A 20,314-nucleotide genomic window follows, 5' to 3' on the forward strand; every position below is an offset into this window, starting at 1 on the left:
ACGGATCTCGGGAAGAACCGTAGCGTGGGCACCCCCGACGATCGGAGTCATCATGACGAAGAAGGTGTCGATTCTGGGACGCATCCGGGAGTACTTCCTGGGTGCCCCCTCGCACGACCAGTCCGAGGACGCGCGCCGCTCGATGAACCATCAGAGCGAGACGTCGTACTACGCCGGCGAGGCAGTGAAGAACGGGACCGGAACCTCGGGCGGGGCGCAGTTCACGCCGTGAACGCAACAGCGGCACCCCGACCGGTTCGGAGTGCCGCTGTCGTCGCGGGGCACCCCTGTTCAGTCGGGGTGCCCGCTGTCACGCGTTCTTGGCGTCGCGCCAGCGCAGCCACCGCTCGACGAGCGAGTAATCCCACTCGGGCCCCGAGAAGCCGAGCGTGAACAGGCGCGTACCGGCCTCGAAGAGGGCGTCGGCGACGTCCTCGTCGCGGTCCTTGAGCTCGTTCGACACGACGAGGGTCGACAGGTCGCGCTGCTCGGTCTCGGCCCAGCGCTCGATGACCTCGAACTTGTGCGGCAGCTCGTCGGGCGTGACGAAGCTGTGCCAGATGTGGGCGTGCCGGGCGACCATGCGAAGCGTCTTCTGTTCGCCCTTGCCGCCGATCATGACCGGGATCTCGCGGGTGGGGGCGGGGTTGAGCTTCGACCAGCGAGCGGCGATGCGGTCAAGGTCGGTCGCGAGGGCGTTCAGGCGCGAGCCCGCGGTGCCGAACTCGTAGCCGTACTCGTCGTAATCGCGCTGGAACCAGCCCGAACCGGTGCCGAAGATGAAGCGGCCGGTGTCGCCGCCCTTCTTGCTGATGTGGTCGACGGTGCGGGCCATATCGGCCTGCAGGTCGGCGTTGCGGTAGCTGTTGCAGTTGACCAGGGCGCCGAACTCGACGCGCTCGGTCTGCTCGGCCCAGGCCGACAGCATCGTCCACGCCTCGAAATGCTCGCCGTCGGGGTCGCCGTAGAGCGGGAAGAAGTGGTCCCAGTTGAACAGGACGTCGACGCCCATCTCCTCGAGACGGAAGACGGCGTCGCGGATGTCGGAGTACTGCACGTGCTGCGGCTGGATCTGGACGCCGAGCCGTACCGGAGTGTCGAAGAGCATGGCGTCAGCCTATGCCCGTGCCCGCGCGCCGGGACGGGTGGACCACGGGCTCGATCGCCCGTAGCGTGGAGGGTTCCCGACGATCGGAGTCATCATGGCGAAGAAGATGTCGAAGCTATCGCGGTTGCGCGACTACCTCTTCGGTCCGCGCCGCACGCACGAGCAGGCCGAGGACGCTCAGCGGTCCCTGGACTCGCAGAAAGACCTCTCCTCCTACACCGCCGAACGCCAGACGTTCTGGTTCGGCGGGTTCGGCGGCGGCGGACCCCGCTGAGCGACATGATGAGGGCATGAGCACCGTCGCCCTCCCCCCGCTCGCCGACATCCTGTCCACCGCGCGGGTGGTCTCACTCCCCCTCGCCGCCCGGTTCCGCGGCATCCTGGTGCGCGAAGCGATGGTCTTCGAGGGGCCGGAGGGGTGGACGGAGTTCTCACCCTTCGTCGAATACGGCGACGTCGAGGCCGCCACCTGGCTCGCCGGGGCCATCGACTACGGGTGGACCGCAGCGCCCACCCCGGTCCGCGAGGGTGTCGGGGTGAACGCCACGATGCCCGCGGTGGCGGCATCCGAGGTCGCGGGTCTCCTCGCCCGATACGACGGATGCCGGACGGTCAAGGTCAAGGTGGCCGAGCCTGGGCAGACCCTCGCCGACGACGTGGCGCGGGTGCGGGCGGTGCGCGAGAGCATGGGCCCGGAGGGGCGGGTGCGCGTCGATGCCAATGCGGCGTGGAACGTCGACGAGGCCGAGCGCGCGGTGCACGCCCTGGCCGCGTTCGACCTGGAGTACGTCGAGCAGCCGTGCGCCGAGATCGAGGAGCTCGTGCAGTTGCGGGAGCGCATCGGCTACCTCGACATCCCGATCGCCGCCGACGAGAGCGTCCGGAAGGCCGCCGACCCGCTCCGGGTCGCGCGCAGCGGCGCGGCCGATCTGCTCGTCATCAAGGCGCAGCCCCTCGGCGGCGTCCATGCGGCCCGCGAGATCGTGCTGCAGGCGGGACTCCCCGTCGTCGTCTCCAGCGCCCTCGACACCTCGATCGGCCTGTCGATGGGCGCGGCGCTGGCGGCATCCCTGCCCGAGCTGCCCTACGACTGCGGACTGGGGACCGCGTCGCTCTTCACCACCGACGTCCTGGCATCCCCCCTCGTGGCCCGGGGTGGGGTGCTGCCCCTCGAGCGTCCGCGCCCGTCCGGTGCGGATCTCGACCGTGTGGCGGCCGACGACGACCGGCGCGACTGGTGGCTGGCGCGCCTCGGCCGCTGCTACGACCTGCTCACTCGAGGATGAGCCCGACCACCTGCGACAGCCGCTCGGCCAGGCCGGACCGCGACTCGGACGGCGCTTGACGGGTGAGCAGTGCCGTCTCGGAGGTCGTGATCCACACCGACAGCAGGAGGTCGGTCGCCACGTCGGCGGGCACGCGCAGCGAGAGCCCCCGCGCACCGGCGATGTCGCGGACGAGCTGCGTGACGCTCTCCCCCAGCCCCTGGTTCAGGGCCAGGTAGGCCTCGGCGAAACCCGGATTGCGCAGAGCCTGCAGACGCGTCTCGGCTCCCAGGAGCACGTCGAGGCGGTCTTCGCCGGTGGCCTCGAGCACCTCCTGGACGAGCTGCAGCACGTCGCCGGCGTCTTCGAGGCCGCGGCTCTCGATCGAGGTGACGCGCTCGCGCACCGCCGCGATCGTGGTCTCCGCCGACCGGGCGCACAGGGCGAGGAAGAGTTCTTCCTTCGAGCCGAAGTTCGAGTAGAACGCCCCGCGGGTGAAACCCGCGCGCTCGCAGACGGCCTCGACCGACGCGGCGTCTATGCCGACCTCGGCGAACATCTCGGCTGCGGCATCCATGAGGCGGATGCGCGTGTTCTCGCGGCGGCGCGTCGTCGCGGGCGCGGAATCGGTCATCCGGGGCCTCCTGTTCTCGGGCGACATCCAGGTTCGACACCACGCCCGAGGGTCTAGGATACATTGTTGTATCCGATACGGTGATGTATCGACCCGTTCACCGATCTGGGAGCTACCGTGTCGACATTCCTGTACACCCTCGGGCGTTGGTCGTTCCGCCACCCGTGGCGCGTCCTCACTGCGTGGCTGCTGGTTCTCGTGATCGCCGGGGGCGGCGTCGCGCTGTTCGCGAAGGGCACCGACAACACCTTCGCGATCCCCGGCACCGAGTCGCAGGCGGGTCTCGAGATGCTCGGGCGCACCTTCCCCCAGGTGAGCGGTGCGAGCGCCGAGATCATCGTGGTCTCCGCCGACGGAGCGAAGGTCACCGATCCGGCGTATCAGGACGCCGTGCAGAAGACCACGAGCGACATCGGCGGTCTCGACTTCGTCGAAGCCGTGACCGACCCCTACGACACGCGCATCTCGGGTGGCATCTCCGACGACGAGCGGGCGGCCATCGTCCGCATCCAGTTCTCGGGCGAGGCCACCGAGGTTCCGCAGGCGACCGAAGACGGACTCCGCGAGGCCGCGACGGCCCTCGGAGAGGCTCTCCCCTCGGGTTCGCAGGCCGTGCTGGGCGGGCAACTCTTCGCCACCGAGATCCCCGGCGCCTCCCTCACCGAAGCCCTCGGCGTGCTCATCGCGGCTCTCGTGCTGATGGTCACGTTCCGCTCGTTCCTGGTGGCCGGGATGCCGCTGGCCACCGCGATCCTGGGCGTCGCCCTCTCGATCGCCCTCATCTTCATCGCGACCGGCTTCGCGACGGTGTCGTCGACGACCCCGCTGCTGGCGGTGATGCTGGGCCTCGCGGTCGGCATCGACTACGCGCTCTTCATCGTGTCGCGACATCAAGACCAGACGAGAGCGGGCATGGACCCCGAGGAGTCCACGGCCCGCGCGGTCGGCACCGCCGGCTCGGCCGTGGTGTTCGCCGGGATCACGGTGCTCATCGCCCTCATCGGGCTGAGCTTCGCCGGCATCCCCTTCCTCACGACCATGGGCATCGCGGCCTCCGTGGCGGTCGCGATCGCGGTGTGCGTGGGGCTGACTCTCACGCCGGCCTTCCTCGGCTTCGCCGGTCACCGCGTCGTCGGGTGGGGATACAAGCGTGCGAAGAAGCGGTCCCGCACCGCCACCGCCGAAGACGACGCGGCCGCCGCCGAAGAGGCCGCCGCCGAGAGTCTGCGGCGCGCCACCACGGCGGCCGTGCGCGCTCAGCGCAACGGCCCCGCGAAGCGGTGGGTGGGCCTGGTCACCCGGCACCCGGTCGTCACCACCGTCGCCGTCATCGGCCTGCTGGGCGTCACCGCGATCCCGGCCGCGTCGCTCGCTCTGACCCTCCCCAACGCCGGCCAGCTGCCCGAGGGCGACGAGGCACGCGTGGCCTACGAGCTGACCGACGAGTACTTCGGGCCGGGTGCGAACGGGCCGCTCATCATGACCGGCACGATCGTGACCTCGAACGACCCGTTGAACCTCATGACGAGCATCGGCGACGAGATCGCGAAGATCCCCGGGGTCGCCGAGGTGGCCCTGGCCACCCCCAACGAGACCGCCGACACCGGCATCGTGCAGATCGTCCCCGAGACCGCGCCCGACGACCCCCGCACCGCCGATCTCGTTCGCGAGCTCCGCGCGCAGGAAGACCGCCTGTACGACGAATTCGGCGTGCGTCTGCTCGTCACCGGCTACACCGCCGTGACGATCGACATCTCCGACCAGCTCGGAGCCGCGCTCCTGCCCTTCGGCCTCTTCGTCGTCGGACTCTCCCTCGTGCTGCTGATGATCGTCTTCCGCTCGATCTGGGTGCCGCTCACCGCCGCCGGCGGATACCTGCTGTCGGTCGCCGCGTCGTTCGGCGTCGTCGCCGCCGTGTTCGAGTGGGGCTGGTTCGCCGACGCCCTGCACGTGGCGAAGGTCGGGCCGATCATCAGCTTCATGCCGATCGTCGTCATGGGCGTGCTGTTCGGCCTCGCGATGGACTACCAGGTCTTCCTCGTCTCGCGCATGCGCGAGGACTACGTTCACGCGAAGCGCGAGGGGCGCACGCCCCGCGAGGTGGCGCTCGGCGCGGTGCGCAGCGGGTTCGCGGCATCCGCCCGCGTCGTCGTGGCGGCCGCGGTCATCATGTTCGCCGTCTTCGTGGCGTTCGTGCCCGAGGGCGACTCGAGCCTCAAGCCCATCGCCCTGGGCCTCGCCGTCGGTGTCGCGGTCGACGCGTTCCTCGTGCGCATGACCCTCGTGCCGGCGATCCTCGCGCTGCTGGGCGCGAAGGCCTGGTGGATGCCGCGCTGGCTCGACCGCATCCTGCCCAAGCTCGACGTCGAGGGCGAGGCCGTCGAGCGCGAGGTGCACCTCGCCGATTGGCCCTCCGAGCCCGCGACGGCGATCGCCGCCGACGACCTGCGCACCAGCGTCCTCTCGGACGCCGAAGAACCCGTGTTCCGCGACGTGTCGCTGCGCCTGGGCTACGGCGGCACGCTGCTCGTGACCGGAGAGACGCGCACCACGCGCACGCTCCTGCTCGCCCTCGCCGGTCGTCTGTCGACGATCGAGGGGAAGCTTCGCGTCGACGGACTCCTGGTGCCCGAGCGCGCCGGTGCCGTGCGCGCCCGCGTCGGTGTCGCCCTGCTCGACGACCCGGACACCGCCGAGGCCGACGTGGCCCAGGCCGTCGCCAGGGGAACGCGCATCGTCGTCGTGTCCGACATCGACCGCCTCGACGACGACGCCCGCGACGACGTCGCGCACGTGCTCCGCCGTGCCGCCGTCGAGGCCCGCGAACGCTCGGACGACGCGTCGTCGCCCTTCACGCTCGTCGTCTCCGCTCGCGACGAGCGCCGAGCCCTCGCCCTGCTGTCCGAGGCGCACCGTCCCGACGTGGCATCCCTGCCGTTGCCCACACCCCGCCGGCACCGCGCCGAACCCGAAACCTACGCCGATCTCTCCGAGGTGTTCGCATGACTCTCCCCGTCGAGCGCTCCCGCTCGCGCCGCCCCGTCACCTGGCTGACGCTGATCGGCGTGCTGCTGCTGCCCGCCGTGATCGGCGGCATCCTGGTCGGCGCGCTCTACAACCCCACCGACCGGCTCGAGAACATCACCGCCGCGATCGTCAACGACGACAAGGCCGTCGAGCTCGACGGTCAGCTCGTCCCCCTCGGTCGACAGCTCACCGGCGGCCTCGTGAAGGGCGCCGCCGACCAGCCGAGCAACATCGACTGGGTCATCTCGAACGATCAGGATGCCGCGGCCGGTCTCGCCGACGGGACCTACACCGCGGTCGTGACCATCCCCGAGAACTTCACCGCCGCCTCGCTCTCGACGCGGCCCGGCGAGACGCCGGTCAAGGCGACCATCGGGGTGCAGACGGCCCCCGACGCGCGCGTCGTCGACGGCGCGATCACCTCCGCGCTCGCCACCACCGCGACCAGTGTGTACGGCGGCGAGCTGTCGTCGCAGTATCTGAAGAACGTCTTCCTCGGCTTCACCACGCTGAGCGACCAGCTCGGCACGGCCGCCAGCGGCGCGCACCAGCTCGCCGACGGCGCCTCGCAGGCTGCCTCCGGCGCGGGCGATCTGCGCGACGGGCTCGGACAGCTGTCTAGCGGAGCCTCGAGCCTCGCTGACGGGGCGTCGCAGCTCGCGGCCGGCGCGGGTCCGCTCGCCGACGGGGCGACGCAGCTCGCCTCCGGCTCGACCGCCCTCGCGAACGGGACGCGGGATGCCGCGGCGGGCGTGAACAAGCTCGCGACCGGGGCCGATGGGATCGCAGCGGGCAATCAGCAGCTCGCGACGCAGATCAACGGTCTGGCCGATCAGATCCCCCCGGGCTTCTCCGACGACGCGCAGAAGCTCGCAGACGCGGCTCCGCAGGTCAACACGGCCCTCGTCGACGCCGCAGCGGCCCTGCAGAAAGCCGCCGCCGACTGCACCGGCACTCCCGAACAGTGCCAGGCACTGCGAGACGCCTCCGATGCCGCGAACGAGGCCCTCCCGCAGGCGACGCAGACGGTCACGCGGATCGGCGACCTCGCCGGCCAGGCCTCGCAGCTGCCCGCCGGCATCCGCGCCATCGCCGATGCCAACCAGCAGCTCGCAGACGGTGCGACCGGCCTCGCCGGCGGTGCCCGTGAAGCGGCGTCCGGTCTCGGCACGCTCGCCGGCGGCATGGACGGCATCGCCGGAGGTGCGACGAAGCTCGCCGACGGCGCGAAGCAGTTCGGCACGGGTGCCGCTGCCATCAGCTCGGGCGCCGCGCAGCTGGCATCCGGAGCCACCGGCGCCGAAGACGGAGCGGCGCAGCTCGCCGACGGCGTGGGCCAGGTCGCGACCGGCACCTCGTCGCTCGCCGACGGGCTCGACTCCGCCGTCGCGCAGCTGCCGACGTACACCGACACCCAGGCGACAACCCTCGCCGACGTCGTGGCCGATCCCGTGTCGGCGACCGGTGCCGACAACTCGCTGTTCGGCCTCGCGGCGGTTCCGCTGCTGGCCATGGCCGTGCTGTGGTTCGGCGGGCTCGCGTCGTTCGTGGCGTTCCAGGCGGTGTCGGCGCGCGCTCTCACCAGCCGTCGTCCCTCCGCTCTGGTGGCGCTCCGCGGCTTCGCCCCGGCGGCACTCGTCGGCGCCGTGCAGGGCCTGCTGGTGGCCGCGGTCGTGCAGATCGCGTCGAAGTACGACTGGGGCGACTGGGCCCTCTTCGCCCTCGTCTGCGTCGCGGCCGGCATCGCCTTCGCCGCCGTTCACCAGGCTCTCGTCGCGGTGTTCGGCGGGGCCGGACGATGGATCGCCGCCGTGATCGGGGCCCTCGCCCTGGGTGCGAGCATCGTCTCGACCGTGCCGCCCGCGCTGGCCGCCGTGGCATCCCTCCTGCCCACCGCCCCGGCCTATGACGCGATGCTCGGCGCCCTGTCGTCGGCCGGCGGAGTGGGAGCCGGTGTCGCCGGGTTCGTGGTGTGGGCCGTGCTGTCGCTGATCGCGACGACGTTGATCGTGGTGCGCCGCCGCACGACCTCCGCCCGCGCCGCCGCCCAGCCCGCGTAACCGCGCGCCGCGCGAGCGCCGTCGGCCCAGCCCGGGACTCCGCGACCGAACGGCGCGCCGCTCTCAGACGAGTGTCCATCCGGCGTAGACGCGGGCGGGTCCGAATCCCGGGGCTCCTCCCCAGCGCAGCTGAGGGGTAATCCATCCACGGATGCCGAAGAACTCGGCGCCAGGGCTCGCCTCCCCGCGCTGTGCTCGACGGATGAGAAGACGATCTCTTCCGGAAGAGCTGGGGCGCGCGTTCACCGTTCGTGAGGCGCGGGAGTGGGGAGTGCCCCGCGATCGGCTAGCCGCACGCGACCTTCGAGCCGCGTTTCACGGCGTCCGAGCGCTCGCGGACGCCACGACCGAGGACGTCCTGTCTCGGTGTCGCATGTATGAGCCGCGTCTGACTGCGGCCCAATTCTTCAGCCACACCACGGCGGCTGCCTTATGGGGCCTCCCCCTGCCGACACGCGGTTCGGAGAGCCTGCATGTTTCAGCTCGCCCACCGGATCGTGAGCCGCGAACGCGCGGCGTCACAGGCCACCGCCTCGACCTGCCGATCGAGCTGTCGACGCTCCGACACGGCCTCCCGGTTCCCACCCCAGCCGAATCCTGGGCACAGCTGGGTGCACTGAATTCCGTCGATGAGCTCATCGCCATCGGCGATGCCATCCTCACACGGCAGCTTGCGGAACGCGTCGACCTCGAGGAGGCAGCCCAGCGCCTCACGCGGCGCGGAGTGAGTCGTCTTCGTGAAGCGTTGCCGCTTCTCCGGCCGGGCGCCGAGTCACCCAGGGAGACGGCGGTGCGTCTCATCGTCGTGCGAGCGGGTCTGCCCGAGCCCGAGCTGAACATCGACCTCTGCGACGAAGACGGGCGCTTCCTGGCTCGCCTGGATCTCGCCTATCCCGAGTACCGAGTGGCCGTGGAGTACGACGGGAGACAGCACGCCGAGCTGGCGCAGTTCAAACGGGATGCCGACCGCTGGCCGGCCATCGCAGCTCAGGGATGGTTGCTGGTACGCGTCGTCGACCACCATCTTCGCGATCCCGCTCGATCGGTCGTCGCACCCATTGACCGCGCCCTCCGTTCCCGCGGCTGGCGCCCCCGAGGCGATCGATCGTCCAAAACACCCGGACCGAAATGAGAACGGTCCGGGTGTTTTGGACACTCGGCCATGGCAGGTCGACCCGATGCGGTGCCGACCGGCCGATGCGACGCCGAACTGCGCCACACGACAGGCTCCCCACGCGAAGGGCCCGCCCGGCGACAGCCGGACGGGCCCGAAAGCGAAACGCGGCGCCTTACGTCGTCAAGCCGCTGTAGGCGTGCAGGCCCTTGAAGAAGACGTTGACGATCGTGAAGTTGAACAGCACCGCGGTGAAGCCGATGATCGACAGCCACGCCGATCGCGTGCCGCGCCAGCCGCGAGTCGCGCGAGCGTGGATGTATCCCGCGTAGAGCACCCAGATGACGAAGGTCCAGACTTCCTTGGTGTCGAAGCCCCAGAAGCGACCCCACGCGTCGTTCGCCCAGATGGAACCGGCGATCAGGGTGAAGGTCCAGAAGATGAAGCCGACGATCGCGAAGCGGTAGGCCAGCGACTCCAGGGCGTCGGCGTTCGGAACCGTGCGCAGGAAGCTGCGCTTGGGTGCGGCATCCACCGGGGCTTCGGCGAGCTTTCGCTCGCGCCGCGTCTGGATGAGTTGCACGACGGAGAGCCCGAAGGCGAGGGCGAACAGCGCCGTCGCCAGGCTCGCGACGAACACGTGCACGACGAGCCAGACCGACTTCAGCGGGTCGGCGAGCGGAACGACCTCGACGTGGAAAGCCAGCGTCGCGCCGCCGAGCAGCAGCACCGCGAGGCCGGTCATGAGCGAGCCCAGGAAGCGCAGGTCGTACCGCGTGAGCACGGCGAGGTAGACCGCGATGATCAGCAGCAGGCCGGTCATGGCGAACTCGTACATGTTCGACCACGGCACGCGCTCAGCCGCGATTCCGCGCAGCACCGTTGCGACGAGGTGGAAGACGAAGCCGAGCGCCGTCAGAACCGTGCCCAGTCGCGCCCACAGGTAGCGGGGCTTCGCCGCCGGAGTGGATGCCGATGACCCGCCACCCGCGGAGATCACTCCCCCGCCGCCCGCGGTCACGAGCTCGCGTGCGACGACCTCGTCTTTCGCCTTGAGCGCGAGGTCGGAGCGGCGTGCGAGGTCGATGGCGTAGGCGATGAACGCCAGCACGTAGATGGCGACCGCCGTCCACACCAGGAGGAGGGAGATCTCGTCGAGGAGAAGCGGGTCGGTTCCGGGCATGGTCTCAGTCTACTTTTCCGGTGTCGGGGTGGCTCTGGGGAGGAGTCGTGGATGCCGTGCCGTCGGCGGAGGCGGAGTCGGCGGCCAGCGCAGGCGCAGCGCCGGCACCGCCCGCATCGGCGGAGGCGGGGTCGGGGTCGGCCGCTGCGGCACCGCCCGTCTCGGCGGAGGCGGAGTCGGCAGCCCGCGCAGACGCCGCACCGGCGCCACCCGCGTCGGCGGAGTCCGACGCGGCCGCCCGCGCAGGCGCCGCACCGGCACCCCCGGCGACGGCGGAGCCGGACGCCTCGGGAAGCGAACCCCCGTGCTTCGCGGCGAGCTGATCGACGGCCGCCGCGAGCGTGGGGTCCTCACCGCGGGCGAGACCGGCGTATTCGATGAGCACCGAGTCACCCTGCGGAGTGGCCTTGACCCACATGCGCCGACGCGGCACGAACAGCGCGGCGAGCAGACCGAGCAGAGCCAGCAGGGCGAAGGAGAGAACCCAGGGTCCGGCGAGATCGCGGTGGATCGACAGCGACGCGAAGCGCTTCACCGATCCCTCGTACCCGACGGCACCCGCGGGCGCCTCGTTCTCGAACGTGATCGTGCCGAGGCCGTTGGGCAGGTCTTCCGTCTGGCCGGGCATGAGCTGGATGGCCGGGTTCCCGCTGTCGCCGCCCGCGATTTGCGTCATGCCCGAGGGGTCGAGCGTGTAGACCGAACGGGGGGTGCCGTCGTCGATCCCGAGGTCGCCCTCGTACACGCGCAGCGTGAGGGTGGGGTACTCGAGGGCGCCGTAGGTGGAGGTGAGGGCGCCCGAGGGCAGCACGTCCATCGTCGGGTAGAAGAAGCCCAGCAGGCCCAGCTGCTCGGGAAGACCGTCGGCGACCTTGATGACGCCGAGCGAGGTCATGTTGGCATCCTGCGGGAGGAAGGCGACCGAGTCGTGGAACACCTCGTTGCCCTGCGCATCGCGGATCGTCACGGTCGGGGCGTAGCCGTTGCCCAGCAGGTAGACGCGGTCGCCCTGCACGTCGAGCGGGTGGTTGACGCGCACCTCGCCGTCCTGGGGGTCTCCGCCGGGCGCCTGCGTGGTGACGTGCGCCACGAAATCGCCCGCCTGCCCCGATCCGGGCTGCCCGGGGGGCACGTAGGTGACGTCGAACTGGTCGAGGGTCATCGAATACGGCGTGAGGGTGTCTCCGCTCACGAAGCGACCCGGGTTGAACGAGGAGTAGTCCAGGAGGCTGTTCGCGAAGGCCTGACCCTCGACGAGCACGCGCTGACCGGTGTAGGTGAAGCCCCCGCCGACGCCGACGGCGATCAAGACGCCCACGAGCGCGCCGTGGAAGAGCAGGTTGCCGGTCTCGCGAAGGTAACCGCGCTCGGCAGAGACCGAGAAGGTCCCGCGACCGTCGTACCGCGCCACCCGGTAGCCGCTCTTGCGCAGCTGCACGGCCGCGCTCTCGACGGCGGCCGCCGCCACGGCATCCGCATCCGCGTCCGCGTCGACCGCGATCGTGCGGGAGCGGTGGTCGTCCAGACGCGACAGCCGCGCGGGCGTGCGCGGCGGCTGCGAGCGCAGGGCCTTCCAGTGGTGCTTCGTGCGCGGGAGCACGCAGCCGATCAGCGAGATGAACAGCAGCAGGTAGATCGCCGAGAACCAGGGCGAGGTGTAGACGTCGAACAGGCTCAGCTTGTCGAGCACCGGCGCGAGGTCGGGGTTGTCGGTGAAGTACTGGGTGACGCCGTTGGGGTCGGCGCTGCGCTGCGGCACCAGCGAGCCGGGTACCGCGGCGATCGCGAGCAGGAGCAGCAGCACCAGGGCCGTGCGCATGCTCGTCAGCTGCCGCCATCCCCACCGCAGCCATCCCACGACGCCCAGCCGCGGCTGGGTGACGTCGTCGGAGGTCGAGTCGGCGTGGTCGGACGGACGCAGCGGGTCGGTCATCGTGTTCCCTCGATCAGAGCGGGAGTTGGACACCCTGGATCACCCCCTGCAGCATCGACATCCACTGCCCCCAGAGGCCCGTGACCATCAGCAGGCCGAGGACGATGAGCAGACCCCCGCCGATGAGGTTGACGACGCGGATGTGCGTGCGCACGAACGACACCGAGCGCGTCGCCCACCCCAGCCCCAGGGCGAGGAGCACGAACGGGATGCCGAGGCCCAGCGAGTACGCGAGTCCGAGCAGCGCCGCGCGGCCGGGGTCGCCCAGGTTGTACGACACCGACAGGATCGCCGTGAGCGTCGGCCCGATGCACGGCGTCCAGCCGATGCCGAGGGCGATGCCCAGCAGCGGAGCGCCGATGAGCCCCATGTTGCCGCGCGACTGCATCCGCACCGACCGCTGCGCGAGGCCGAACAACCCGATGAAGACGAGCCCCATCAGGATGATCACCACGCCCATGACGCGCGTGATGACGTCGGCGTATTCGATGAAGAACCGCCCCAGGGTCCCCCCGAGGACGTTGATCGCCATGAACACCACCGTGAACCCGGCGATGAACAGCAGGGTGCCCCCGAGGAGTCGGCCGCGGCCGGCCCCGGATGCCGAGCCCCCACGCGGGGCGACGGCACCGCCGATGTAGCCCAGGTAGCCCGGGACGAGCGGCAGGACGCACGGCGAGAGGAACGAGATGAGCCCCGCCGCAAGGGCGATGGGCACCGCCACCCACAGAGCGCCGTCGAAGACGAGGGCGCCGGGGTTCACGCGCTCTCCGCGACGAGCGTGCGCACGATCGCCTCGAGGATCGACGCCTCGGGCAGCTCTCCGACGATGCGGGCGGCCACGCGGCCCTGCTTGTCGAGCACGAGGGTGGTGGGGGTGGCGTTCAGCGGCGTCGCCTTGCTGAACGCGAGCTTGAGCTGGGCGTCGTCGACCGCCATCGCGCTGGAGTACGACACCCCGTGGTCGCGAGCGAACGACAGCGCCGTCGCGGGCTGGTCGTAGGTGTTGATGCCCAGGAAGGAGACATCCTGACCCTGGAAGCTCTGGTACGCCTGCTCGAGACGCGGAGCCTCGATGATGCACGGACCGCACGTGGCGTACCAGAAGTTGACCACGAGCACCTCGCCCGCGAAGTCGGCGCTCGAGACGGGCGAGCCGTTGTCGAGCGTGCCCGAGAAGTCCACGGGCTCGCCGCGCTGGTCCGCCGCGATCTCCTTGGTCTGGAAGCCGTTCGCGGCGATGTAGCCCTTGTTGTCGCCGGCGCGGTACTGGTCCGCGAGCGGGTCGGCGCTGCAGGCCGCCAGGCCCGCGATGAGGGCGGCGGAGGCGAAGACCGCCCCGGCCGCGGTGAGGATTCGGCGCATCACACGGCTCCTACGTCGACGGCGCCGGCGGTCGATGCCGGCGTGGCGTACGCCACCTCGACGAACCGCGGACCGCCGGCGCCGTCGCGCCGTTCGAAGCTCGTCACGCTCGACAGTGCGCAGCGGCGCTTGCGCGGGTCGTGGCGGGTGGGCTGGTGGGACAGGGCGAGGTGGGTCACCCAGATGGGGAGCTGGTGCGAGACGACGACGACGTCGCCCGAGGGCACGCGGTTCCAGGCGTCATCCATCGCCGCGACCATGCGGGCGACGATGCGCTCGTACGGCTCGCCCCAGCTGGGCACGGCGGGGCGGCTCAGGTGACGCCAGTTCAGGGGGTTCGCGAGGGCCTGCTTCATGCGGCGCCCCTCGAAGACGTTGGTGGGCTCGATCACCCGATCGTCGATGAACGGCTCGGCCCCGAACAGCTCGACGAACGGCTCGGCCGATTCGCGCGTGCGCTGCAGGGGCGACACCACGAGTGCGCTCACGGGGCGCTCGAGGCTGTGGACGTACTCGGCCGCTTGCCGCGCCATGCGCCGGCCGTCGACGCTCAGACCGAATCCGGGGAGCCGACCGTAGAGCACGCGACGGGGGTTGTGAACCTCTCCGTGGCGCACGAGATGAAGGCGATCGGCGGGCACGATCCCAGTCTAGGCGCGGGTTCTGTGGTCTGACTGAGTCCGGATGCCGGTTGCCTCGACGTGGAGATATCCCGTCGGGTCAGGCGTCTCTGCGTGCCGCGAGCAGCGAGCGGACGCGCGAGTACAGGAACCAGGCGACGCCGATGCCGACCGCGGCGATGACGACGTACTGCAGGATCGAGGCGTATTCCTCCACGATGTGCCAGTTCTCGCCCAGCAGGTATCCCGCGAGCACGAAGATCGTGTTCCAGATGAGGCTGCCCGCGCCCGTCAGCAGACCGAACCGCCACAGCGGCATCTTCGCCACACCCGCCGGGATGCTGATGAGGCTCCGGAAGATCGGGATCATGCGCCCGAAGAAGACCGCCTTGCCCCCGTGCCGCTCGAACCACGCGACCGTGCGGTCGACGTCCTCGGGGTGCAGCAGCGGCATCTTCGCGGCGAAGGCGCGCAGTCGGGCCGCACCCAGCCACCGACCGAGACCGTAGAGGGCGAAGGCGCCCACGACCGATCCCAGCGTCGTCCAGAGCAGGGCCTCGAAGAGCGTGAACGAGCCGCGGCTGGCGGTGAGCCCGGCCATCGGCAGCACGACCTCGCTCGGCAGCGGCGGGAAGAGGTTCTCGAGCGCGATCGCGACGCCGGCACCCACGGGGCCGATGACCTCCATGAGCGACACGGTCCAGTCCGCGAGCGAGGTGAGCCAGGACTCACCCTCCGCCGAACCGGAGCCGGCCCGCAGCGGGGAGAGGGAGAGGGACATGTCGGTCATCGGGTGCCTTCGCGCTCGGTGATCGGCCGCCCGTCCGGGCGCCCACGAGCCAGGCTACGTCCCGGTCAGGCGTGATTCCTGGGGGTTGCCCCCGAACGATTCAGGATGCCGATACCCCGGCGCCCACGAGGGCCGCGGCGATGAACCACACGGCGACCATCGACACGATCGCCACCAGCGGCACCCAGAACGCCAGGCGGTGCCGCACGAGACGCACGATCGCCACGACGACCCCGATCAGCAGGATCACCCACGGCGCGATGACCGCGATCCAGAACCCGAGGTTCATGAGGCCCGCGTCGCACGCCTGCGTCCCGCAGACGTCCGCGGCGTAGGCGAGGACCACTCCGGCGTAGGAAGCCCCGAGCGCCAGGAGGGGCAGGAGCACCAGCAGCACGATGGTCGTCGCGACGTCCCAGGGCCGCGGGGCACGACCCCGAGGTTCCGGACGCAGCGTCCGGAACGACTCCGGGGGGAGGGAGAACGTCACGAGCGCCATCATAGGGATGCCGCGTCCCGACCCGGCGCCTCCGCGCCCGCACGGTCCGCGCGCGCCCTCCGCGTCGCGGCTTCCGCCGCGCACGAGGGCCGAGGCGGAAGGAACCGGGGGCCGACGCCCGCCGATGGCGGGTGGGGCCGACACCGCCCGCACGTAGACTGGTCGATCGTGAGCGAACGCGTCCTGGTCAACCAGCTGAAATCCCTCCCCGCCGGCGCTGTCGAGGTGTCGGGATGGGTCGAAACCGTGCGCGATCAGAAGAAGGTGCAGTTCGTCGTGCTCCGCGACGAGACCGGCGCCGTGCAGCTGGTCAACCCGGCGACGCGTCCGGCCGCCCCCTCCGCCGAGGGCGAGCCCGCTCCCGAACAGGATGCCGCAGCCCTCGCCCTGACCGAGACGATCGGCGCGCTCGCCACCGGCACCTTCCTGACGGTGCGCGGAGAGCTCAAGCACGACGAGCGCGTCAAGCTCGGCGGCGTCGAGATCAAGGTCGGCGAACTCGTGGTGGCCGCCGCGGCGAACCCCGAGACGCCGATCGCCGCCGACAGCAGCCCCGACAAGCGTATGGACTGGCGCTTCCTCGACCTGCGTCAGCGTCGGAACAACCTCATCTTCCGCGTGCAGACGACGCTCGAGCACGCCATGCGCACGTACTGGGTCGAGCGCGACTACATCGAGGTGCACTCGCCCAAGCTCATGGCCTCCCCGTCGGAGTCGAACGCGGAGCTGTTCGAGGTGCCCTACTTCGAGGACAAGACGGCCTACCTCGCGCAGAGCCCGCAGTTCTTCAAGCAGATGGCCCAGGTCGCCGGCTTCGGCAAGATCTTCGAGATCGCGCCCGCCTTCCGGGCCGACCCGTCGTTCACGAGTCGTCACGCGACCGAGTTCACCTCGATCGACGCCGAGATCAGCTGGATCGACTCGCACGAGGACGTCGCCCGGATGCAGGAGGAGCTCCTGCAGACCGCCTTCCAGGCCGTCGCCGACAAGCACGGCGCCGAGATCCAGGAGCTCTTCGGTCTCGAGGTGCAGGTTCCGACCCTGCCCTTCCCGCGCATCCCGCTGGCCGAGGCGCGCGAGATCGTGGCCGCGCGCGGGTACGAGATCCCCCGCACCGACGGCGACCTCGACCCCGAGGGCGAGCGTCAGATCGCGGCGCACGTGCAGGAGACCTACGGTCACCAGTTCGTGTTCATCACCGACTACCACCCCGAGATCCGCGCCTTTTACCACATGCGTGACGAGGAGACCGGGCTCACCAAGTCGTACGACCTGCTCTTCAACGGCGTCGAGATCACCACGGGCGCGCAGCGCGAGCACCGTGTCGACGTCCTCGTCGAGCAGGCGAAGGAGAAGGGGCTCGACCCCGAGCACCTCGAGTTCTACCTGGACTTCTTCCGCTTCGGCGCGCCCCCGCACGGCGGTTTCGGCATGGGCCTGGCCCGTGTGCTGATGCTGCTGCTCGGCGAGTCCTCCATCCGCGAGGTCACCTACCTGTTCCGCGGACCGACGCGCCTGGCTCCGTGAGTTGAGACGACGGATGCAATGACGACGCCCGGGGTTCACCCCCCGGGCGTCGTCGTGTCATCCGGTGTGTCTAGCGTCGGGTCATGGTCGCCGTCACTCCGCTCGATCCCCCGTCGAGAGGCGCGTCGCGCCCCACGGGCTGGACCATCGCCCTCCGCGGCGTGCGCCGAGAGCGGGCGGGGACCGTCATCCTGGACGACGTCGACCTCGACGTCGCCCCGGGCAGCATCGTCGGGCTCGTCGGGCCCTCCGGGTGCGGAGCCTCCACGCTGCTGCGGCTGGTCGGCGGAGCCGAGCGACCCGACGCCGGCACCGTGACGATCGAGGGGCGGGTGGGCCCCGCGGCGCCGCGGGTCGCGGAAGTGCGGGACCGCGCGCCCGTCGCGCGCTTCGGTCGTGCCCGTGCCGCGATCGTGGCCGCCGCCCGGCAGGCGGGCGTCATCGATCCGGATGCCGAGGCCGACCGCCTCTGCGACCTCGTCGGGCTCACCACGGGCCACAAGGGCGTGCACCGTCTCTCGCACGGCGACCGTCAACGCTGGGCCCTGGCCCGCGCACTGGCCTCGCGCCCTCGCGCGCTCGTCCTCGACGATGCCCTTGCGGCCCTGCACACCAGCGCCCGCGCCGAGACGCGCGATCGCCTGGCCCGCGAGCTCCGCGCCCGCGGCGTGACCACGCTGTGGGCCACGCGCGACACCACCGAGGGCGCGGCGGTGGCTGACCACCTCGTCGTCATGGACGCCGGACGCATCGTCGCGGCGGGCAGCCCCGACGAGGTCTACGCACGCGTCGCGGACGCGGCGGTCGCCGAGGTCCTCGGTCCGGTGAGCGCGGTGCCGGGAATCGTCGAGGGAGTGGTCGTCGAGGTCTGGGGGCAGGAGCTCCCCCTCGCGGGCTCGGCCCACGACGGGCACTGCGAGGTCGTCGTGCGGCCCGAGAACGTGCTGCTGGTGGGCCCCGATGCCCCGGGCGTGGATGCCGTGGTGGAGGAGACGACGTTCCTGGGCAGCGTCCGGCGCTCGACCGTGCTCACCAGCGACGGCAGCCGCGTGGTGGTCGAACATGCGCCGGATCAGCGCGTCGACGACCGGGACGCCGTGCGGATCGCCCTCGCGGCCGTACCCGCGACGGTGCGCCCTCTCGACTGACCGCTACCGGCGGCGCGCCCGCCGCCACGCGATGTCGATGCCGCGCGGCGACCGCTCAGAACGGGTAGTCGACGCAGGACCGCTCGGCGACCACCGAACGGACGAAGCCCGCGACCTCCTGGTGGGCCGGGTGCACCTGGTAGCGCTCGAGCGCGTCGACGTCGGCGAACTCGCTGAGCAGGGCGACGTCCCAGTTGGACTGCGGGTTGGCGACGTTGCGGCCCACCTCGAGGTGCGCGATGTCGTCGATGACCTCGCGCAGGGCGAGGAGGCGCTCGGCGATCTGCTCGGCGTGCAGCGCACGGGTGTCGGCGTCGTCGGCCGCGAGCTTCCACAGGACGATGTGACGGATGCTCACGACGAGGCTCCTTCGGGGTCTGCCGCCAGGAGCGCGGCACGGAGACGGTCGGCCGACACGCGCCAGTGCGCGTGCAGGTCGCCGTCGATGAGGACGACCGGGATCTTCTCCCACCACGTCGCGAAGAGCGCGGGGTCGTCGGCGATTGAGGCGTGCTCGATCTCGACGCGCTCCGCCACGTCGGCGGGAAGGCCGTCGACGACGCTCTCGACGATCTGCTCGGCCACGTCGCACAGATGGCACTCGGGCTTGCCGATCAGCGTGAGGGTCGTCACGCCTCCATCCTAGGAGGCGTGGACCGGCCCGGGACGAAGGCTCAGGCTTCGACGTCGTAACCGGCGGCGATCCACTCGCCGGTGCCGCCCTCGACGTTGGTCGCGTCGTGACCGCGAGCCGACAACGCCTCGACGACGCGGGCAGAGCGCCCGCCCGCCTGGCAGATGACGTCGAAGGGCTCCCCCGGGAGCTCGTCGAGGTGCTCGCCGATGGTCGACATCGGCATGTTCACGGCGCCGGGCACGTGACCCGCGGCGTACTCGTGCTCTTCGCGCACGTCGATGAGGGGACGCTCGCGCCCCGCGTGCAGGTCGTGGATCGAGATGGACTGCATGCTTTCCTCCGGAGAGACGAACGGGCGGACGCCGACGACGCCGCGCAGGTGCACGAGCGCACGGATACACGAAGCGCCCGTCGCATCGGACAGGCGCTCGGTGTGGTGGCCGCGTTACTTCTTGTTGCGGCGCTGGTGACGAGTCTTGCGAAGCAGCTTGCGGTGCTTCTTCTTCGCCATGCGCTTACGGCGCTTCTTGATGACAGAACCCACGGAAAACCTCACTAAGTCGGGGTCTGGGTGCCGATGTCGGCGCCCGGGAACACTAGGCGTTCGGAAAAAAGCCTCGGATCAGTCTAGCCGACGCCGGACACCGGTCGCTGCACGGCTTCGACGACGGCCGATTCGGGCACGCGGTAGCTGCGTCCGAACCGCACGGCCGGCAGCTCGCCCGCGTGCACCAGACGGTAGACCGTCATCTTCGACACGCGCATGAGTTCGGCGACCTCGGCGACCGTCAAGAACCGCACGTCCGGCAGCTCGGCCATCGCTCACCCCTCGTTCCGGGTGAACTCACCCTCCTGATGCTGAGCACACTCTAGAGTCTGGGCGCGACGGCTGTAAACCTATGGGACCCCTGTGACGAATGTGCATTCCGGATGCCAGGCCACCGGCATCCGCGCGATCACCGCCCGGGGAGTTTGCGGAACGCCGTGGAGAAGGAGTGCTTGACCGACGCCGCGGCCCGGCCGACGACCTCGGCGGCGTGCACGGCGGACTCCGGGAGGGCGGGTTCATTCTCCTCGTCGATGGAGAAGAAGGGCACCAGCCAGTCGTCCACTTCGTCGAGCGGAGCGACCGCGAGGCTGTAGTAGCGGTGCTGACCCTCCTCGCGCACGGAGACGAGCTCGGCCTCGCGCAGCACCTTCAGGTGCTTCGATACCGTCGGCTGGCTCACCCCCAGCGCCGCCACGATCTGCGAGACGCTCGTGCCCCGCTCACCGCCGGTCGCGCGGTCGAGGAGCAACTGAAGGATGTCGCGACGCGTTCCGTCAGCGATCACGTCGAAGATGTCCGCCATGGCATCAGATTAGCCCGCGCCCCGGCCCGAGTACCATGATTCGGGTTCGAGC

23 protein-coding genes are annotated in these 20,314 nt (G+C 70.7%); 8 read left to right on the forward strand and 15 right to left on the reverse strand.

The window, feature by feature from the left end; genetic code table 11:
- The first annotated feature begins 52 nt into the window (after window positions 1–52).
- Window positions 53–232 carry a hypothetical protein gene (locus Q0818_RS09665; RefSeq protein WP_298873941.1) on the forward strand — a complete coding sequence of 60 codons (180 nt, stop codon included), beginning with the start codon at window positions 53–55 and terminating at the stop codon, window positions 230–232.
- A gap of 78 nt (window positions 233–310) precedes the next feature.
- Here the strand turns inward: Q0818_RS09665 and Q0818_RS09670 are convergent, their stop codons facing one another.
- Window positions 311–1,108, reverse strand: coding sequence for an LLM class F420-dependent oxidoreductase (locus tag Q0818_RS09670; protein ID WP_298873943.1), 798 nt, complete (start codon window positions 1,106–1,108; stop codon window positions 311–313).
- A gap of 94 nt (window positions 1,109–1,202) precedes the next feature.
- Between Q0818_RS09670 and Q0818_RS09675 the strand changes: the two genes are divergently transcribed.
- Both Q0818_RS09675 and Q0818_RS09680 read left to right on the forward strand, forming a co-directional pair.
- Complete coding sequence (locus tag Q0818_RS09675; RefSeq protein ID WP_298873945.1) at window positions 1,203–1,382, forward strand: hypothetical protein; 180 nt, start codon at window positions 1,203–1,205, stop codon at window positions 1,380–1,382.
- Window positions 1,383–1,398: 16 nt separating this feature from the next.
- Window positions 1,399–2,394: an o-succinylbenzoate synthase gene (locus Q0818_RS09680; RefSeq protein ID WP_298873947.1), complete on the forward strand. Its 996-nt coding sequence runs from the start codon at window positions 1,399–1,401 to the stop codon at window positions 2,392–2,394.
- Here the strand turns inward: Q0818_RS09680 and Q0818_RS09685 are convergent.
- On the reverse strand, window positions 2,381–3,007 hold the full coding sequence (locus Q0818_RS09685; RefSeq protein ID WP_298873949.1) for a TetR/AcrR family transcriptional regulator: 627 nt from the start codon (window positions 3,005–3,007) through the stop codon (window positions 2,381–2,383). The genes Q0818_RS09680 and Q0818_RS09685 overlap by 14 nt on opposite strands.
- Before the next feature lie 117 nt (window positions 3,008–3,124).
- On the opposite strand from Q0818_RS09685, the gene Q0818_RS09690 reads away from it, so the two are divergent.
- The 3 genes from Q0818_RS09690 (at window position 3,125) to Q0818_RS09700 (ending at window position 9,226) form a co-directional block, all read left to right on the forward strand.
- Window positions 3,125–6,013, forward strand: a complete 2,889-nt coding sequence (locus Q0818_RS09690; RefSeq protein WP_298873951.1) for an MMPL family transporter — start codon at window positions 3,125–3,127, stop codon at window positions 6,011–6,013.
- On the forward strand, window positions 6,010–8,094 hold the full coding sequence (locus Q0818_RS09695; RefSeq protein WP_298873953.1) for a YhgE/Pip domain-containing protein: 2,085 nt from the start codon (window positions 6,010–6,012) through the stop codon (window positions 8,092–8,094). Before Q0818_RS09690 ends, Q0818_RS09695 begins: the two co-directional genes overlap by 4 nt.
- Before the next feature lie 373 nt (window positions 8,095–8,467).
- Window positions 8,468–9,226 carry a DUF559 domain-containing protein gene (locus tag Q0818_RS09700; protein WP_298873955.1) on the forward strand — a complete coding sequence of 253 codons (759 nt, stop codon included), beginning with the start codon at window positions 8,468–8,470 and terminating at the stop codon, window positions 9,224–9,226.
- A 157-nt stretch (window positions 9,227–9,383) separates the two neighbouring features.
- Here the strand turns inward: Q0818_RS09700 and ccsB are convergent, their stop codons facing one another.
- From ccsB to Q0818_RS09735, 7 genes are all read right to left on the reverse strand, one after another.
- On the reverse strand, window positions 9,384–10,391 hold the full coding sequence (gene ccsB, locus Q0818_RS09705) for a c-type cytochrome biogenesis protein CcsB (RefSeq protein WP_298873958.1): 1,008 nt from the start codon (window positions 10,389–10,391) through the stop codon (window positions 9,384–9,386).
- Between the two features lie 4 nt (window positions 10,392–10,395).
- Entirely contained in the window at window positions 10,396–12,324 is a 1,929-nt protein-coding gene (locus Q0818_RS09710) for a cytochrome c biogenesis protein ResB (RefSeq protein WP_298873960.1), read from the reverse strand.
- 13 nt (window positions 12,325–12,337) lie between these two features.
- On the reverse strand, window positions 12,338–13,087 hold the full coding sequence (locus tag Q0818_RS09715; protein WP_298873962.1) for a cytochrome c biogenesis CcdA family protein: 750 nt from the start codon (window positions 13,085–13,087) through the stop codon (window positions 12,338–12,340).
- Window positions 13,084–13,689, reverse strand: a complete 606-nt coding sequence (locus Q0818_RS09720; protein WP_298873964.1) for a TlpA disulfide reductase family protein — start codon at window positions 13,687–13,689, stop codon at window positions 13,084–13,086. The genes Q0818_RS09715 and Q0818_RS09720 overlap by 4 nt, the downstream gene beginning before the upstream one ends.
- Complete coding sequence (locus Q0818_RS09725) at window positions 13,689–14,330, reverse strand: histidine phosphatase family protein (RefSeq protein ID WP_298873966.1); 642 nt, start codon at window positions 14,328–14,330, stop codon at window positions 13,689–13,691. Before Q0818_RS09725 ends, Q0818_RS09720 begins: the two co-directional genes overlap by 1 nt.
- A 79-nt stretch (window positions 14,331–14,409) precedes the next feature.
- Window positions 14,410–15,090: a DedA family protein gene (locus tag Q0818_RS09730; protein WP_298874253.1), complete on the reverse strand. Its 681-nt coding sequence runs from the start codon at window positions 15,088–15,090 to the stop codon at window positions 14,410–14,412.
- Between the two features lie 109 nt (window positions 15,091–15,199).
- Window positions 15,200–15,589 (reverse strand): DUF6264 family protein, encoded by a 390-nt coding sequence (locus tag Q0818_RS09735; protein ID WP_298873967.1) that lies wholly within the window; start codon window positions 15,587–15,589, stop codon window positions 15,200–15,202.
- Between the two features lie 177 nt (window positions 15,590–15,766).
- Between Q0818_RS09735 and aspS the strand changes: the two genes are divergently transcribed.
- The gene (gene aspS / locus Q0818_RS09740) at window positions 15,767–17,125 is read left to right on the forward strand and encodes an aspartate--tRNA(Asn) ligase (protein WP_298873969.1); all 1,359 of its coding nucleotides are present in this window, start codon (window positions 15,767–15,769) and stop codon (window positions 17,123–17,125) included.
- A gap of 83 nt (window positions 17,126–17,208) precedes the next feature.
- Window positions 17,209–18,273, forward strand: a complete 1,065-nt coding sequence (locus tag Q0818_RS09745) for an ABC transporter ATP-binding protein (protein ID WP_298873971.1) — start codon at window positions 17,209–17,211, stop codon at window positions 18,271–18,273.
- 55 nt (window positions 18,274–18,328) lie between these two features.
- Here the strand turns inward: Q0818_RS09745 and Q0818_RS09750 are convergent, their stop codons facing one another.
- The 6 genes from Q0818_RS09750 to Q0818_RS09775 form a co-directional block, all read right to left on the reverse strand.
- Window positions 18,329–18,631: a Dabb family protein gene (locus Q0818_RS09750; protein WP_298873973.1), complete on the reverse strand. Its 303-nt coding sequence runs from the start codon at window positions 18,629–18,631 to the stop codon at window positions 18,329–18,331.
- Window positions 18,628–18,906: a glutaredoxin family protein gene (locus Q0818_RS09755; protein WP_298873975.1), complete on the reverse strand. Its 279-nt coding sequence runs from the start codon at window positions 18,904–18,906 to the stop codon at window positions 18,628–18,630. Before Q0818_RS09755 ends, Q0818_RS09750 begins: the two co-directional genes overlap by 4 nt.
- A gap of 41 nt (window positions 18,907–18,947) precedes the next feature.
- Complete coding sequence (locus tag Q0818_RS09760; protein WP_298873977.1) at window positions 18,948–19,241, reverse strand: rhodanese-like domain-containing protein; 294 nt, start codon at window positions 19,239–19,241, stop codon at window positions 18,948–18,950.
- 114 nt (window positions 19,242–19,355) lie between these two features.
- Window positions 19,356–19,454 carry an AURKAIP1/COX24 domain-containing protein gene (locus Q0818_RS09765; protein ID WP_003792170.1) on the reverse strand — a complete coding sequence of 33 codons (99 nt, stop codon included), beginning with the start codon at window positions 19,452–19,454 and terminating at the stop codon, window positions 19,356–19,358.
- 83 nt (window positions 19,455–19,537) lie between these two features.
- Window positions 19,538–19,729 (reverse strand): helix-turn-helix domain-containing protein, encoded by a 192-nt coding sequence (locus Q0818_RS09770; RefSeq protein WP_298873979.1) that lies wholly within the window; start codon window positions 19,727–19,729, stop codon window positions 19,538–19,540.
- Window positions 19,730–19,866: 137 nt separating this feature from the next.
- On the reverse strand, window positions 19,867–20,262 hold the full coding sequence (locus Q0818_RS09775; RefSeq protein WP_136587559.1) for a metalloregulator ArsR/SmtB family transcription factor: 396 nt from the start codon (window positions 20,260–20,262) through the stop codon (window positions 19,867–19,869).
- Between the last annotated feature and the right edge of the window lie 52 nt (window positions 20,263–20,314).

Origin of the sequence: uncultured Microbacterium sp. (genome assembly GCF_947489255.1) — a bacterium.
Lineage (GTDB): Bacteria > Actinomycetota > Actinomycetes > Actinomycetales > Microbacteriaceae > Microbacterium > Microbacterium phycohabitans.

Bases quoted from the DNA above. Each gene is read 5' to 3' on its own strand.
- Q0818_RS09680 (WP_298873947.1), top strand. From the start codon at position 1,399: ATGAGCACCGTCGCCCTCCCCCCGCTCGCCGACATCCTGTCCACCGCG.
- Q0818_RS09760 (WP_298873977.1), bottom strand. From the start codon at position 19,241: ATGCAGTCCATCTCGATCCACGACCTGCACGCGGGGCGCGAGCGTCCC.
- ccsB (WP_298873958.1), bottom strand. From the start codon at position 10,391: ATGCCCGGAACCGACCCGCTTCTCCTCGACGAGATCTCCCTCCTCCTG.
- Q0818_RS09745 (WP_298873971.1), top strand. From the start codon at position 17,209: ATGGTCGCCGTCACTCCGCTCGATCCCCCGTCGAGAGGCGCGTCGCGC.
- Q0818_RS09710 (WP_298873960.1), bottom strand. From the start codon at position 12,324: ATGACCGACCCGCTGCGTCCGTCCGACCACGCCGACTCGACCTCCGAC.
- Q0818_RS09730 (WP_298874253.1), bottom strand. From the start codon at position 15,090: ATGTCCCTCTCCCTCTCCCCGCTGCGGGCCGGCTCCGGTTCGGCGGAG.
- Q0818_RS09675 (WP_298873945.1), top strand. From the start codon at position 1,203: ATGGCGAAGAAGATGTCGAAGCTATCGCGGTTGCGCGACTACCTCTTC.
- Q0818_RS09665 (WP_298873941.1), top strand. From the start codon at position 53: ATGACGAAGAAGGTGTCGATTCTGGGACGCATCCGGGAGTACTTCCTG.
- Q0818_RS09775 (WP_136587559.1), bottom strand. From the start codon at position 20,262: ATGGCGGACATCTTCGACGTGATCGCTGACGGAACGCGTCGCGACATC.
- Q0818_RS09770 (WP_298873979.1), bottom strand. From the start codon at position 19,729: ATGGCCGAGCTGCCGGACGTGCGGTTCTTGACGGTCGCCGAGGTCGCC.
- Q0818_RS09685 (WP_298873949.1), bottom strand. From the start codon at position 3,007: ATGACCGATTCCGCGCCCGCGACGACGCGCCGCCGCGAGAACACGCGC.
- Q0818_RS09700 (WP_298873955.1), top strand. From the start codon at position 8,468: ATGTATGAGCCGCGTCTGACTGCGGCCCAATTCTTCAGCCACACCACG.
- Q0818_RS09720 (WP_298873964.1), bottom strand. From the start codon at position 13,689: ATGCGCCGAATCCTCACCGCGGCCGGGGCGGTCTTCGCCTCCGCCGCC.
- Q0818_RS09695 (WP_298873953.1), top strand. From the start codon at position 6,010: ATGACTCTCCCCGTCGAGCGCTCCCGCTCGCGCCGCCCCGTCACCTGG.
- Q0818_RS09670 (WP_298873943.1), bottom strand. From the start codon at position 1,108: ATGCTCTTCGACACTCCGGTACGGCTCGGCGTCCAGATCCAGCCGCAG.